The following is a 16,764-nucleotide window of genomic DNA, read 5'->3' as shown; positions in this document are numbered from 1 at the left end:
ACCTTTAAAATGATTATAAGCGAAAGTATTAAAAACCTGAAAGGGATCGTTCCGCCTCTTATTACCCCGCTCACAGATGTTGATACGCTCGACATTGCGGGGCTGGAACGTTTAATTGAACACGTAATTGCAGGCGGTGTGTCCGGCGTTTTTATTTTGGGAACTACCGGCGAATTTTCGAGTATCAGTTACCGCTTGCGGCGCGAACTGATCGAGCGCACCTGCAAACAGGTAAATGGTCGCATCCCTGTGTTGGTAGGCATTACCGATACATCAATTGTTGAAAGCCTGCAGCTGTCTCAAAAAGCGGCCGAATGTGGCGCCGATGCCCTGGTGGCTGCACCACCATACTACTATGGAGCAGCACAGCCCGAGTTGATCGAATATTACGAGAGTCTGGCACGGAAAGTTCCGCTGCCACTATATCTCTACAACATGCCGGTTCACACCAAGGTAATGATTGACCCGAATACCGTTCGCAAAATAGCCGAAATACCCAGTGTGGTAGGATTAAAAGACAGTTCGGCTAACATGACTTATTTCCGTCTGTTGCAATATGCCATGCGCAATTATAAAGATTTTCAGCTTTACGTTGGTCCCGAAGAGATGATGGCCGATGCGGTGGTATTAGGCGCTACAGGCGGTGTGAATGGCGGAGCCAATATGTTTCCAAAACTTTATGTCGATTTGTATAAGGCAGCCCTTGCCCACGATTTCGATACCATCAGGAAGTTGCAGGAAAAAGTACTGCAAATCAGCTCATCGATTTATACGGTAGGCCGTTTTGGATCATCGTATCTCAAAGGACTGAAGTGTGCGCTCTCGGTCATGGGCATTTGCGACGACTACCTGGCCGACCCCTTCCATCGTTTCAAAAAAGATGAACGCGAAAAAATCATGAAGAACCTTGAAGCACTTGAAATAGGAAAAAGTCAATAAGTCAAGAGTCAGTAAGTCAATAGGAAAAAGTCACTAAGTCATTAAGTAGAGTGCGTTCCTTTTTCCCAATGACCAATGACTTTTTCCTTTTCCTTTTTTCAATGACTTTTTCCTTAATGACTTAATTATGAAACTACCACTCACCGACCTGATTGTTTTTATTGTGTACATGGCAGGCGTAGTGCTTTTTGGCAGCCTGTTCTATTTTCGTAACCGCAGTGCCGACCAATATACCTCGGGAGGAGGTAAAATACCCGGTTGGGTAGTGGGCATGTCGATATTTGCCACTTTTGTAAGCAGTATCAGCTTTTTGGGGCTGCCCGGCAAAGCCTATCAAAGCGATTGGAATGCTTTTGTATTTAGTCTTTCAATTCCTGTCGCTTCGGTTATTGCTGTATTGTTTTTTGTACCCTTGTACCGTAAAATGAACAGCATTTCGGCTTACGCCTATCTTGAAGAACGCTTTGGTCCCTGGGCACGTATCTATGCTTCAATGTGCTACATTCTCACCCAGGTAATGCGTGCCGGTTCTATTTTGTATTTGATGGCTTTGCCCTTAAATGCTTTGTTTGGCTGGGATGTTTCAACAATAATTCTGATTACAGGAGCCAGTATTGTGGTGTATTCGATGTTGGGAGGAATTCAGGCCGTGGTGTGGACCGATGCCATACAGGGAATTATCCTTATAGGCGGCGCATTGATCAGCATTGGGGTCTTGTTGTTCAATATGCCCGAAGGTGCCGGACAAATGTTCGAAATTGCAGCCGAAAACAACAAGTTCAGTCTGGGAGATATGGGCTGGAGCATTTCCCGTTCAACTTTTTGGGGCATGATGCTGTATGGCCTGTTTATTAACCTTCAGAATTACGGTATCGACCAAAATTATGTGCAACGTTATATGGTAGCCCGAAACGATAAGGAAGCCCGTCGCTCAACACTTTTCGGCTCTTTATTGTATGTGCCGGTTTCGCTGCTGTTCTTCTTTATAGGGTCGGCCTTATTCTCGTTTTACAAAGCACAGCCAGAGCTTTTACCTGCTACTTTGCAGTCGCTCGACATGGCTGACAAAGTTTTTCCATATTTTATCGTCAATCAGCTTCCGGTCGGTTTGACAGGAATTCTTATTGCCTCGGTGTTTGCAGCCGGTATGAGTACCGTGTCGACCAGTGTGAATGGAACAGCTACCATTGTGCTGAATGATTACTACAAGCGCTACATCAATCGTGAAGCCAATAATAAAAAGTCGATGGGAGTGCTGTATGCTTCATCGTTAATATTCGGTGTGTTTGGCGTTGCAGTGGCTTTGGCAATGATCAGTGTTAAAAGCGCTTTGGATGCATGGTGGGGACTGGCCTCAATTTTCAGTGGAGGTATGCTTGGTTTGTTTTTACTGGGGGTGCTGGCACGCAAAGCAAAAAATGTCGATGCAGCCATTGGTGTAATCATCGGTGTTTTGCTTATCTTGTGGATGAGTTTATCTCCCATCTATTTCACCGAAGGGCTGTGGTTGAAACTGCAAAGTGGCTTCCATACCAATTTTACCATTGTTTTGGGTACAACGGTAATTTTTCTGGTTGGTTTTCTTTTTTCAAAAAGAAAATTTAAACAGAAAGAATAATTTCGCAGTTTATTTTTGAAGCTGAATGCTGATGGAACTATCTGATCGTATAGTATGGGATAAAATGCGTGAAGGCGATGAGGCAGCTTTTGCCTCCATTTATCAGCAATATGCCAAACAACTCTATTTGTATGGTTTGAAGTTTACGGGCAACACGGCTTTAATTGAGGACTGTATTCAGGATTTGTTTATAAGCATCTTCAAGAATCAACGAATCAGTTCAACCGACAGCATTCGCTTTTATTTAATCCGTTCGTTCAGGAATAAGTTGCTCAGGGCCATGAAAAGAGAAGGCCTGCATCATAATGAAAACGATTACACCAACGACTTTCTGGTCATCTATTCCATTGAACGAACCATTGTCGAAAAAGAAACTTCCGACGAACAGCAGGCATTGCTCCGGAAGGCAGTCAATGAGTTGTCGGCCAGGCAAAAAGAGGCGGTCTATCTTCGCTACACCAAGGGACTTACCTATGAACAGGTGGCTGAAATTATGGATATGGAAATTGTATCGTGTCGGAACCTGATCAGCAAAGCCATAAAAAAATTACGCGAAATCGTAAAATAATCTCAAAAAAACGATGATGTTTTCATAATTGATGTCTTTCTATTAATGTAAACGTTTACATTAATAGAAAGAATGAGCAAAAAAGAAAAATATACTGTCACCGATCTGATCAGTGATCATTCGTTTATCAACTGGGTGATCGATGGTACAGCAAGTGAAAGTCAAGCCTGGACTGATTACCTGGCTTCCCATCCCGGTCAGCAGGCCGATTTTGAACAGGCAGCCTCGTTTATTCGATCGGTGTGGGCCGACGAACCAGCCATTGAACCTGAGCGCATCCTGATGATGTGGCAAAAAATACACCTGAAACTAGCCAGAAAACGTCGTGTATTGATTTTAAAACGCTGGATGACAGCTGCCGCTGCCATTGTTGTTCTGGCGGTATCGGCCTATACTTTCCAAAAACAGCAACAAGCTTCGTTTATTCCGTTCGAAGAAGGAAGCATCGCAGCCAATGAATCTATCCAGTTACTTACAGGCGATGGTCATGTGAAAGATATCGATGGTGAATCGTTGGTAATCAGGCAGCAAAGCGATGGAACCCTCCTGGCCGATGCCGACACCATTAGTATTGAGCAGCCATCTACGGAGATGAAGATGAACCAGTTAACAGTTCCTTACGGAAAACGCACCGACCTGTACCTGTCTGATGGAACCCACATCTATGTAAACTCAGGCAGCAAGCTCGCTTTTCCTTCGGTTTTTAAAGGAAAGCAGCGTGAAATATTTTTATCGGGCGAAGCCTATTGTGAAGTGGCGGCCGACAAACAACACCCTTTCATTATTCATACCGATGACATTGATGTCAGAGTGACCGGAACTGCATTTAATGTACAGGCTTATGCCAACGAAAAACATACGCAGACTGTTTTGGTGCATGGCGAAGTAACACTGGTTAACCGCGGGGGAATTTTAAAGGATAAATTGATCATGAAGCCCGGTGAAAGTGCTGTTTTTGACAAGGCCAGCGGCAATTATTCGGTGAAAAATGTCGAAACCGAACAATATACTTCGTGGATCAATGGTTACCTCATTCTCGAACACCGTCCGGTAAGCGCCATCTTCAGAAGTCTGGAGCGTTATTACAATACTTCTATTCGTTACCACGACAAGGCCGAAGCAATTACCTTTTCGGGAAAGCTCGATCTGCGCGACAGCATTGTCGATGTGCTTGGGACCATTGGCTTCGCTTCAGAACTTGAAGTGATGGCAGGTGAGAACAGTTACGAAATTCAACGTAAAACAGAAGAATAAAAAAATAACCGGGATCCGTCGCCAAACCAATCCCGGTCAAAATAAACACCCTTAGGGTGAAGTACTAACTTAAAGATTACAAATTTATGAAAAACCTAACGATTAAGCGAGGTCATCGAGATGACTTCCGAAAACTATTTTTAACTATGAAAATCTCTGTCATCCTGCTGTTTTGCTCCATGCTCAGTTTTGGTGTGGAATCTTATTCGCAGAACAAGCGTTTTACGCTTGAAATGGAACAGGCTTCTGTGAGGGATGTAATCCACTCCATTGAAGCGCAAAGTGAATTCATTTTCTTTTATCAGGATCAGAACATCGATCTTGATCAAATAGTTTCGATTGAAGGAGAGGATTTAAGTGTTGAAGAAATTCTTGACCGTTTGTTTGCTGAAACCGGAAATACTTACATGGTGAAGGACCGCCAGGTAATTATAGGGAAAGCCGAAATGCAGCAGGCTCAGACGGAATTGATTGAAAGCGAAATGCAGGCGGCACAGCAAAAAAAGACGCTTTCGGGTGTTGTAAGGAATGAAGAAGGTGTTGGACTGCCCAGTGTAACAGTAATTGTTAAAGGAACGACCATTGGTGTAACTACCGATTTCGATGGAAAATTCAACATTGAAGTGCCTCAGAATGCCGAAATCCTGATATTTTCTTTTGTCGGGATGCAGTCACAGGAGCTTGCCATCGGTAATCAGCAAACTTTTGAGGTCGTAATGAGCGAAGACGACATGGACCTTGAAGAAGTCATTGCCATTGGTTATGGTGTGCAAAAGAAAGCTGACCTCACAGGCGCCGTAAGTGTTGTAAAAACCGAAGAAATAATGCAGGCTCCTACAACCAATGCCATGGAAGCCATTCAGGGGATTGTACCTGGTATGATGATTTCGCGTACTTCGGGTGCGGCTGGTGCCAGTGTCGATATTTTAATCAGGGGAAACCGATCCATCAACGGAAGCAACGCTCCTTTGTTTGTTGTCGACGGTGTGCAGGGCGTAAATTTTGAAGACATTAACGCAAGCGACATTGAGTCAATCAACGTACTGAAAGATGCCTCTTCAACTGCAATCTATGGTGCCCAGGGTGCCAATGGTGTAATCATTATCAGCACCAAAAAAGGTGAAGCAGGAAAACCACGTGTGTCATACAATGGATACAGCGGGATCAATGGTTTTACAAAATATCCCGAAAGCCGCATGGGCGACGATTATCTGAACCTGCGCAGGGAAGCCAACCGTACAGCCGGTATTTGGAACTCGGCTGCTGATGATGAGAAAATATTTGCTGACTATGAAATGGAAGCCATCCGTAACAACGAATGGACCAACTGGAAAGATCTGGTATTACAAAATGGAGTATTGCAGAACCATGTTGTTACTGTTTCGGGCGGAGCCAATCAGTTAAAAACATTACTCACAGTTGGGTACATGAATGAGGAAGGACCATATGCCAACGACGAAATGGACAAATACACAGCCCGTTTAAATGTTGATTACGAACTGGCTTCATGGGCAAAAACAGGTCTTAATTCACAACTTACCTATTACGACATTGATCGCCGTACCGACCCGATCACGATGAGCCTTTATACTTCACCTTTTGGTGACGCTTACGATGAAGACGGTAATGTGAATATTTATCCCATCGAAGGACGAAGCATTATCAGCCCGCTGGCCGACGAAGCAGCTTCGGTAACCGCCATCGATAACCGTTTGCGCACCAATACCAATATGAATGCTTATCTCGAGCTTACACCGGTGAAAGGCCTTTCGTACCGAAGCAACCTGGCGCTTGCGCTCAGCAGTTCACGCAATGGTTCTTATTTCGACAGTGAGTCGATTGCCAAAATGGGTAGCAGTAGCGAAGCAACTTATCGCGCATCCAATTCCCGCTACCTGAACTTTGACAACATCCTGACCTATGGTGCCGATTTTGGCGACCATTCGCTGAAAGTAACCGGTTTAACCAGTTACATTAAGAGTACATCCGACTGGGTGGAAGGTTCAGGTTTGAATCAGATGCTTCCTTATCAGCTTTTCTATTCCTTACAGGGAACCGAAGAAGGAACCAAAGAAGTTTACAGTGGTTATGTTGAATATGCCAACTTTTCGGTAGCAGGTCGCTTAAATTATAGCTTTAAAGGAAAATATCTGCTCACCGGAACAATGCGCTACGACGGTGCCTCCCGTCTTGCCGAAGACAATCGCTGGGATTACTTCCCTTCGCTTGGTGCAGCCTGGAGAATCAGCGAAGAAGATTTCATGGCCGATGCTGATCTGGTCAGCAACCTGAAGTTAAGGGCCAGTTATGGTATGGCTGGTAACTCTGCCATTGCTCCCTATGGAACACAAACTTCAATGAGCCTGAGCAGCAGCTTCTCGTTCGGCGATGTAACCGCACCTTATTATTCAATCAATACTTACGGTAACTCCAGCCTTGGATGGGAAAAGTCGAAAACCAGCAACATCGGTATTGATCTGGGGATGTTCGATAACCGGATCAGTCTTACTGCCGATTATTATATGACCACTACTTCCGATATTTTGCTGAGCCGTACCCTGCCCTGGTCAAATGGAGGGAAAAACAAAAACGTTTACCAGAATATAGGTGAAACCAAAAATAAGGGCTTTGAGTTGGCTCTGCGTACCGTCAATTACGACAGCAAAGATTTTAAATGGAATACTGCTCTTACTTTCACCACTACTTCGGAATACATTTCCAAATTAATTGATGAGGAAAATATCTACTGGGTGAACGGACAGCATACTTCACTCATTATTGGAGAACCCATCTACACCTTCTACGATCACGTGTCGGAAGGAATCTGGCAACTTGGTGAAGAAGCTGAAATGGCTAAATTCAACGAAAATGGTCATAATTACAAACCTGGCGATATCAAAGTAAAAGACCTGAACAATGACTACATTATCGATGGTGATAACGACCGTCAGCCGGTAGGTTCAGAGACACCTGCCTGGGAAGGTGGCTTAAACAACACCTTTAAATATAAAAACTTCGATATGGGATTTTATATCTACGCCCGCGTAGGACAGGAAATCTGGGGTGAAGTGCTGGGACGTTACAATCCCAACGGTTTGGAAAACGGACCTGCCTTCATCGATTACTGGACACCCGAAAATCCGAGCATGCAGTACCCGCGTCCCGATGCCAATATAAACGGACTCTACCAGTACCAGCATGCCAATGTGCTTCATATCACCAATGGTTCATTTGTTAAATTGAAGAATGTATCACTGGGTTACACCCTTCCCTCGGCATGGATGGATCAGCTTTCGATCAGTAAAGTGCGTTTCTATGCAACCGGAGCCAATCTGCTTACCTGGGTGAAAGATGAAAGGCTGAAAAATTACGATCCCGAAAGAGGAGGGTCAGAATCGTCACCTTTGACCCGTCAGCTGATTTTTGGTGTAAATATCGATTTTTAATTGAGTCATGTTGAATTTTAAAGAAAGCAAAATGAATACAAAAAATATAATCATAAAATTTCTGCTGGCTGTAATCTTTACAGTGAGTTTAGCTTCGTGCGAGTTGGATGAGTACAATCCTTCAGGGACTACCGCCGAAAGTGTATGGGCCAGTTCCGACGGCATTGAAACCCTGCTGGCTTCGGCCTATCGCTGGCAACGTAAGGTGTTTTACAACGAATATGGTTTTGTTACCATGGAAATGGGGGTCGATATTTGGGAAAGTAATTCCTGGCGTCAGCTTACCCAGTACGAAGGACTGCAGCCCGATAACGACAGTAGTTGCGGTGCCCTTTGGCAATATTGCTATGAAGGCATCAACATGTGTAACATTGGAATTCAGTACATCGAAGAAGGAATTACAGCCTACAGCGATGAGGAACTGAGAAAGCAGCACTTGTCTGAATTTAAGTTCCTGAGGGCTTTTTACTACTGGTTTATTGTTGAAACCTGGGGACCTGTTATTCTGAAAACCGAACCAACCAACAGTCCGATACTGACTGCTACCCGCAGTTCGGTAGCCGATTTTTATGAGCTTATCCTTAGCGATCTTCAGTATGCTACCGAAAATGCAGCCATTGCAGAAGCACTTCCCGGCCGCGTTACTAAAAAAGCCGCCTACGGAATTCTGGCACGTGCAGCATTAAGTGGTGCATGGCAGGTCGAAGAAAAGAAGAATGAATACCTGACGCTGGCAAAAAATTCTGCCGACGAACTTATCAGCAATGCCGAAGCATGGGGTGTTGAATTGTACAGCGATTATGCCGACGTTTGGAACGAGGACAACAACAAAGACAATAAAGAAGCTCTCTACCGTGTTTCTTTCAGCACCTTCGATTATAATAACGAAGGCGATGGAAACAAATGGTGGACACTTTACAAATTCAATTACAACCAATCGGGGCAGTCGCAAATGTCGTATGAATATGGCTACCGCGACAAGGACTGGGGAAATCCGAATTTCACCTATCCTTCAAAATACCTGTTCGATATTTACAATGCATCGGTCGACAGCCGTTTCGAGAATTCCTTCCGGACCTTGTGGAAGAATAACCTGAACGATCCCATCGACCAACCAGCAACTGGCGATACGGCCATTTATATTAGCATCAACTCCGATCCAATGCCTAATCCTGCCAAGGATTACATGTACCTGAACATCGATTCGATTTACAATGCCGACGGAACCGTACGTTCATACAGCAATCCTTTCCCGGCACTGAAGAAATTCGACAGTCCGAAGTACAATGGCTATTATAAAAAGACCCGTTTTGGTTTACTCGATCAATTTGTGATGCGTTACTCCGAGGTCTACCTCATTGCTGCCGAGGCAGAACTTTTATTGGGCAATGCTTCTTCGGCTGCCGATTATGTGAATGTAGTCAGAACCCGTGCTGCCAAGGATGGCAATGAAAGCCAGATGCAGGTTAGTGCAGGTGATGTGACCATCGATTTTCTGCTTGAAGAAAGAGCCCGTGAATTCTGTGGCGAAGGCATACGCTGGTTCGACCTTAAACGTACCGGGAAATTATACGACCAGGTAAAAGCATTTAACAAAGGCCCGGCTTCGGGTTATGTAAAAGAATACCATGTATTGCGCCCGATTCCAAGCGAAGAACTGGATGCATTACTCAATCGTGACGAATTTGTAGATGGATTATCCGGCTATAACTATTGATTTTCTTAGTGTTAGTTTAGTTAAATTAGTTTAGGTGTGAGGGGGGATCAGTTGGTCCCCCTTCTTTAAATCTTTATTTCAGTTCTGAAAACGATTACACCAATAGTATTTGTGCATTTCGTCCCTTAAAAGTACGGCATTGATGAATAAGACGGCACTTTAGTAGAACAATAATCTATTGGTGGAAAGTTCAATGAGTGAGCAGTCTGTAGGCATGAAGTCATATTTGTTACTGTCTCGGGATTCTCCTGCGAAAAAGCAAGCAAAATATTCAACACTGCGGTTTTCCTGAGTATGAACCTGACCGTGAAAGTCGGATAAAAACACCAGTCACCCTATTTTAATGTTAAAAAACGATGATGTTTGTGCAAGCGATGTCTTTCTATTAATGTAAACGTTTACATAAGCTAAGAGAATGAATAGAAAACAGGCATGATAATACATAGTCACCATCGAGTTACAAGAGCATGTCAGCGCAACTTCCTTCCCGGTTAAACCCGATTTGATAGGACCTATCGCTGCTGTGTCAGAAATAAAAAGCTTTGCCTGATTAAATGAGGCCTTAGCAACTAAAGAAGCTAACAAGTTTGAAACAAATACAATAAGCAAAGCGGGATTCGTCGCCACATAGATCCTGAGAAAATAAACACCCTTTGGGTGAAATACTAACTTAAAGATTACAAATTCATGAAAAATCTAACGATTAAGCGAGGCCATCGAGATGGCTTCCGAAGATTATTTTTAACAGGCAAAATTACAGCCATCCTGCTGTTCTGCACCATGCTTGGTTTTGGTGCAGCATCTGATTCGCAGAACAAAAATTTTTCGCTTGAATTTAACGGGAAGGCCGAAATGCAGGCTGCCCAGCAGACAAAAAATCTAAGCGGCATTGTTCGCAATGAAGATGGAAGTGCACTGCCAAGCGTTACCGTCATTGTAAAAGGAACCACCATTGGCGTCACCACCGATTTTGATGGTAAATTCAACATCGAAGTACCTCAAAATGCTGAAGCACTCGTTTTTTCTTTTATAGGAATGCAGGCACAGGAAGTAGCCATCGGTAATCAGCAAACTTTTGAGGTGATCATGAGCGAAGATGCTTTGAATATTGAGGAAGTCATTGCCATTGGTTATGGAACCATGAAAAAGAGTGATTTGACGGGTGCTGTTACTTCTGTTTCTTCCGAAGAAGTGACCATCGCTCCAACCAATAACGTAATGGAAGCCTTGCAAGGCAGGGTTGCAGGTATGGACATAGTAAAAACCAGCGGACAAATTGGTTCCGACGTTGAAATTCTGTTGCGTGGTTCACGATCAATATATGGTGATAATTCACCGCTATTTATAATTGATGGAATTCCGGGGAGCTATAATCAGATCAATCCAAGTGATATTGAATCGGTCGACATATTGAAGGATGCTTCATCAACGGCCATTTACGGTTCTTCCGGATCGAATGGTGTTGTGATTATCACAACCAAACGTGGCAAAGAAGGCAAGGCCACCGTAAATTTTGATGCCCATTATGGCGTTAGCGGCACTCCCGAATTTTTACATGGAATGACGGGTCAGGAATGGACCAGCTATCAGCGCGAATCGTATAAATATATCAACGGTGATTATCCGGTAGATATGTCGTCGATTCTTACCGATGCAGGCATGTATAACGCATACAACAACAATCAATGGATTGACTGGGTTGATGAAGCAATTGGCGACGGAGCCACCAATCAAAAATACAACCTCTCGGTTACCGGAGGTACTGATAAAACAAAAATTTACTCGGGCATTAATTATGTAAAAGATGAAGGACTGCTGCCCAATGAAAGTCTTGAGCGGTATGCAATCAGAATGAACATTGATCAGGAACTGGGAAAATATGCAAATGCAGGTTTTACTACTAATATCAACTATTCCGACATGGATAGAGGGGTAAAAAATACCTTTACAAAAGCATTGTCGTCATTTCCCCTGGGTGAGGCTTATGATGAAGAGGGGCAGTTAATTCATGAATATGCCAATGGACAATATTCGCCATTGAGTGATTTTATAGAAAATCAGTTTGTTAACAACACCAGATCTATTTATGCAAATGCCATTGCTTTTCTCGAAGTTTTACCTTTTAAAGGTCTCAGCATTAAATCGGTAGTGAATGGAACGCTCAGTAATGCGCGTACAGGACAATACTGGGGTGAGCAGGCCAACGCCAACCGCCCGTCTTATGCAGGTTCACCCCATGCATCCATTACCAACAATAGTGCTTATAGTTATACCTGGGAAAATATTGCATCTTACAAGGCAACCCTTGCTCAAGATCATTCCTTGGCTGCAACTTTTGTAACTTCGTATGCTTCAAATGTTCATGAAGGGAGCATGGCATCGGGAAGTGGACAGGAACTTGATTCGTGGACGTTTTACCGACTGGCATCTGCTACTTCACAGCGCATCGAATCGAGTTTCTCAAAGACAAATAAAATGTCATATGCCGCAAGGTTGAATTATTCATATAAAGGAAAATATCTGCTTACCCTGTCAAATCGATGGGATGGTGTAAGTTGGTTCTCCGAAGGCAATAAGTGGGACTTCTTTCCCGCCGGAGCATTGGCATGGCGCATCTCCGATGAAGCCTTTATGGATTTCTCTGATGAATGGCTGAATAACCTGAAATTGCGTGTGGGCTATGGTAAAACCGGTAACTCAGGCGGCGTGTCGGCATACAGTACACATACCAATGCATATGCATACACCGGATATGGAGTGTCTGTAGATGGTGAAATTGCACCTTTTACCCAATATACAGGTACTTATGGTAATCCAAGTCTGGGCTGGGAAAAATCTTACAATATGAATATTGGATTGGATTTCGCTCTTTTGGATGGTCGTATCGATGGAGCTGTTGAATATTTTAATACCAAAACCACTGATTTGTTATTCAAGCGTACTATGCCCATTACAAGCGGTGTAACCGGATGGGGTGCCCCATTGTCAAGCTGGGAAAATATTGCTGAAACAAGCAATAAAGGTATTGAAGTAACATTGAACTCAACGAATATTCAGACAAAGGATTTTAGGTGGAATACCACCTTGTCGTTTACGCATAATAATGAGCAGATTGATAATTTGCCTGGTGGAGATCTTATTTCTGAAAGCCTTTTTGTTGGCAGCCCAATCAACTCAATCTATGGCTACAAATATCAGGGTATTTGGGGAACAGATGCATCGGCTGAAGAATTGGAAGCATATGGTGTTAAACCAGGTTGGATAAAACTGGAAACAGTTGAACAGGAAGACAGTGATGATGGTGGTGTGCACAAGTACAGTGCCGATGATAAGCAAATTATTGGACACTCGAATCCAAATGTTGTGGCCGGTTTAAACAATACAATTACCTATCGTGATTTTGACTTCACCGTATTTGTAATGGGCCGCTTTGGACAAACCATTGAAAGCGATTTGATTGGATGGTACTCGGCAAAACCTGGCGCCACAACAAATCAACCGTCTGGTATTGATTATTGGACAGAAAATAATCAAACAGCCTATTTCCCTGTACCGGGATCTGGAAGTGAGCAAAGCGAATTCTTGTCAGCTTACACCTATCAGGATGGTTCGTTTATGAAAATTAAGAATGTAACCCTGGGATATACCTTACCTAAAAACGTAAGTCAGAAAATCATGATGAGTAGCTGTCGAATTTTCGCCACTGCCTATAATCCATATATCTGGATAAAAAGCAAGCAGTTGCAAAACACCGATCCTGAAACAAATGGTTCAGACGCTTTCCCGCTCTACAAACAATTCGTTTTTGGTGTAAACATTACATTCTAATTGATTTACAAATAAGAAAATAAAAATAAAATGAGAAATACATTTAAATATATGAAGTTGGCAGCAATAGTGCTGCTTGTTGCCATCTTTCAGGGGTGTTCACTCGAGGAAGAAAATCCAGGCGGATTTACAATGGAGATAATGTCTCAAACAATTGATGGATATGAAACCTTGATCAATCAATGTTATTTTGGGATGGAACGTTATATGTATGGCACCGATTCATGGATGCATTATAGCGAAGCTGAATCAGATTTATGGACATTCAGGGGGAACGAATCAACATCGTATACCCAATGGTTTTGGTTTTTTGCCGGATCAATGCCCAATACAACTTATACCAATAGTTTATGGAATGGCATTTACGATGGAATTGGTTCGTGTAATTCGGCCATTTATTATGCGCAAAACCCACCTTATAAAACAGAGGAAGCCCGTAATGAAAAATTAGCGGAGGCATATTTTATGCGGGCCATCTACTATTTTAATGCAGTTGAACAGTTTGGCGGCATCACCGTATTAACCGAACCTGCAAAATTTATTGATTTTTCACCTGAACGCACCGATCCGCTAACAATTTACAAGGACATCATTATACCCGATTTGCAATTTGCTTTCGAATGGTTACCTGTAGGAGAACATTCAACCGCAACAAAGCCAAGCAAAAAAGCAGCATTAGGAATGTTGGCAAAGGTTTGTCTTCAATCGACTTACTGGGACGAAAGCAAGCAGTTTGCACCCAAGGCACTCGAATATGCCAAAATGTTAATCGACGATTGTGAAACCGGTGGAGCCGTTTATAATACCTACATGTACGATACTTTTGATGAAGTCTTCGCTGAAGCCAATAACAGGGAGAATAAGGAAGCTTTATGGAAACAAAGGTGGTACGCAGGAAGTGACGGTCATGGATCGAGCAATGGCAATCATAAACTCAACAGAAATGATGAATATTTTGGTTGCAATGTGTATAATTTTGGTGCCTTCCTGAAAACACAGGACTACATATTAACCTACGATGGTATGCCATCGGGACATTTTATGCCAACTCAACACTTGCTGAGCTTGTTTGAACAAACCGATGGTACATTGGATCCACGTTTTCACAAATCATTCAGAACAGAGTGGAAAGGAATGCAGGAATATACCTGGGATATTGGTACCGCCAATAAATACGATAAGAATGAAAGTATTGCAGGAACAACTTTGTCTGTCGATGATCTGGCCATTAAATTCCTCATGCCTCAGGATGAAGGTTATGAAGATGAGTTGCTTGCCAGGTCTGTAAGCCCTTATTTGCTTGTTGATTATCATGATGTTTACAACGATGAAAAAAAGAATGTAAACATGACCTATGCCTATAACAACCCGGCAAATGGTTATACTGCCGATGGATCAAATGAAAACCTCTTTCGCTTCTTCTATCCTTCACTAACAAAGCATAATAGTAGTAATTATTATGTTGCCAATGCAGCAAAAATGCGTAACGGAAACCTTAACGCTTTCTTCATTATGCGTATGGCTGAGGTTTATCTGATTGCTGCCGAAGCTGATATTTATGTTAACGGAGGTAGTAATTCCGTGGCCTATATTAACAAAGTGCGTACCCGTGCAGGGGCCGAGCCGATAAATGGTACGGCTACAATTCGGACCATTCTCGATGAGCGCGCACGTGAACTTTGTGGTGAAGGTGTACGATTCTATGATCTGAAACGTACCGGAATGTTTAAAGATGTTTCTTATTTGAACGAAACACATCCCGATTTGGCACAATATTTCGATCCAAATTATGCTTTGCGTCCAATATCAACAACCTATTCGGCAACATTGGAAGAAGGTGTTGATTACCAAAATCCGGGATATTAGTATTGATTTGAAGATGAATAGTTTTCATTTATCTTGTCTTTAAATGACCCCGTTAAAAAGTTTTTTTCATAGTTTAATTTTAATTTTTAGGTGCGAAGGGGGATCAGTTGGTCCCCCTTCTTATAATAAAGCAACTGATGAATATGCTTAAAAATACATTCTTGTCTGGCCTGATGCTTTGTACATTCCTTGTATCGGCGCAACCCAAAGCCTTTCCCACAGCCGGGGGTTTTGGTGCATATGCCACCGGAGGACGTGGCGGTGAAGTTTTTGTTGTAAGCAATCTGAACGATCATGGTCCCGGAAGCTTACGAGAGGCAATTGAAGCCAAAGGTCCCCGTATTGTTGTTTTTAAAGTAGCTGGTACCATTGAACTGAAAAAGGAATTGCGAATTACTGAATCAGATTTGACCATTGCAGGGCAATCGGCACCGGGTGAAGGCATTACCCTAAAAAATTTCCCTTTATTTGTCGATGGCGCTAACAATGTCATTGTGCGGGCCATACGTGTGCGTCCGGGCACCCGGTCGGGTCTTATTGGCAGCGAGATTGATGCTTTGCAGATCCGCAACAGTAAGCAGGTCATCATCGATCATTGTACCTTTAGCTGGTCGGTCGACGAAATGATGAATACCTGGCACGGAACCGAGGACCTCACCATCCAGTGGTGCATCGCAGCCGAATCGCTCACAAAATCGATTCATGAAAAAGGAGCGCATGGCTATGGTGCATCACTGGGCGGAAAGCGTACTTCGTATCACCACAACCTTTTTGCACATCATACGGCACGCAACCCCAGTGTGGCAGGTAATGCCGACGAAAATACCATATTAATGGATTTCCGGAACAATGTTATTTATAACTGGGGCCACCGTACCTGCGACGGAAAACCATTGAGCATCAACTTTGTCGATAATTATTACAAGCCAGGTCCGGCTACCAGCGATAAGGTGAAGAAAAGGCTGGTTCGGGTTGAAAGTGCCGATCAATACGGCTTCCGCCCTCAATGGTATATTGCCGGTAATTACATGGAAGGCTTTCCCGAAGCAGAACAGGATAACTGGAAATATGCTGTTGAGCATTCGTCCGATGTTTTGGAAAGCGATTTTAGGGTTGATCAGCCTTTTGATACGGCCCCTGTTGCAACGCAACCGGCCACTGAGGCATATAAAAGTGTACTGAAAAATGCGGGTCTTATAGCTCCGGCTCGCGATAGCTGGGAAAAACGTATTTTGAAAGAAGTAAAGAAAGGAAAAGTTCAAAACAACCAGGGACATATCAACACAATTGAGGATGCAGGTGGCTGGCCAATACTAAAAACAGGAAAGGCTCCACGCGATTCCGATAACGATGGCATGCCTGATCGATGGGAACAAAAAAATGGACTCAACCCCAACGATCCATCCGATACAAAAGGTGATCGTAATGGTGATGGCTATAGCAACATTGAGAATTATCTGAACAGTATTTTACCGTAAATCGATTGGTTTAAAACAGCGTCGGTCTTAAGTTTTACCGACAAAACTTT

At 43.2% G+C, this 16,764-nt stretch carries 9 protein-coding genes; all 9 read left to right on the top strand.

What is annotated here, in order from left to right; all coding sequences use genetic code 11:
• Window positions 1-9 precede the first annotated feature (9 nt).
• The 9 genes from FHS86_RS14340 to FHS86_RS14300 all read left to right on the top strand — a co-directional run bounded on the left by FHS86_RS14340 (window position 10) and on the right by FHS86_RS14300 (window position 16,714).
• A complete protein-coding gene (locus FHS86_RS14340; RefSeq protein WP_429415041.1) occupies window positions 10-939 on the top strand; it encodes a dihydrodipicolinate synthase family protein in 930 nt (309 codons plus the stop codon).
• A 127-nt stretch (window positions 940-1,066) separates the two neighbouring features.
• A complete protein-coding gene (locus tag FHS86_RS14335; RefSeq protein ID WP_429415038.1) occupies window positions 1,067-2,557 on the top strand; it encodes a sodium:solute symporter family protein in 1,491 nt (496 codons plus the stop codon).
• Between the two features lie 31 nt (window positions 2,558-2,588).
• On the top strand, window positions 2,589-3,125 hold the full coding sequence (locus FHS86_RS14330; RefSeq protein WP_429415035.1) for an RNA polymerase sigma factor: 537 nt from the start codon (window positions 2,589-2,591) through the stop codon (window positions 3,123-3,125).
• Between the two features lie 72 nt (window positions 3,126-3,197).
• Window positions 3,198-4,379 carry a FecR family protein gene (locus FHS86_RS14325; protein ID WP_429415032.1) on the top strand — a complete coding sequence of 394 codons (1,182 nt, stop codon included), beginning with the start codon at window positions 3,198-3,200 and terminating at the stop codon, window positions 4,377-4,379.
• 146 nt (window positions 4,380-4,525) lie between these two features.
• Entirely contained in the window at window positions 4,526-7,825 is a 3,300-nt protein-coding gene (locus tag FHS86_RS14320) for a TonB-dependent receptor (protein ID WP_429415029.1), read from the top strand.
• Between the two features lie 31 nt (window positions 7,826-7,856).
• Window positions 7,857-9,542: a RagB/SusD family nutrient uptake outer membrane protein gene (locus tag FHS86_RS14315; RefSeq protein ID WP_429415026.1), complete on the top strand. Its 1,686-nt coding sequence runs from the start codon at window positions 7,857-7,859 to the stop codon at window positions 9,540-9,542.
• A 687-nt stretch (window positions 9,543-10,229) separates the two neighbouring features.
• Entirely contained in the window at window positions 10,230-13,370 is a 3,141-nt protein-coding gene (locus tag FHS86_RS14310; protein ID WP_429415024.1) for a SusC/RagA family TonB-linked outer membrane protein, read from the top strand.
• 30 nt (window positions 13,371-13,400) lie between these two features.
• Complete coding sequence (locus tag FHS86_RS14305) at window positions 13,401-15,236, top strand: RagB/SusD family nutrient uptake outer membrane protein (RefSeq protein ID WP_429415021.1); 1,836 nt, start codon at window positions 13,401-13,403, stop codon at window positions 15,234-15,236.
• A 143-nt stretch (window positions 15,237-15,379) separates the two neighbouring features.
• On the top strand, window positions 15,380-16,714 hold the full coding sequence (locus FHS86_RS14300) for a pectate lyase family protein (protein ID WP_429415018.1): 1,335 nt from the start codon (window positions 15,380-15,382) through the stop codon (window positions 16,712-16,714).
• The last annotated feature ends 50 nt before the right edge of the window (window positions 16,715-16,764 follow it).

The organism is Roseimarinus sediminis, from assembly GCF_050433125.1.
Taxonomy (GTDB): Bacteria; Bacteroidota; Bacteroidia; order Bacteroidales; family Prolixibacteraceae; genus Roseimarinus; species Roseimarinus sediminis.
Note: the sequence above shows the minus strand (reverse complement) of the source record. Positions and strands in the feature narration are given on the sequence as shown.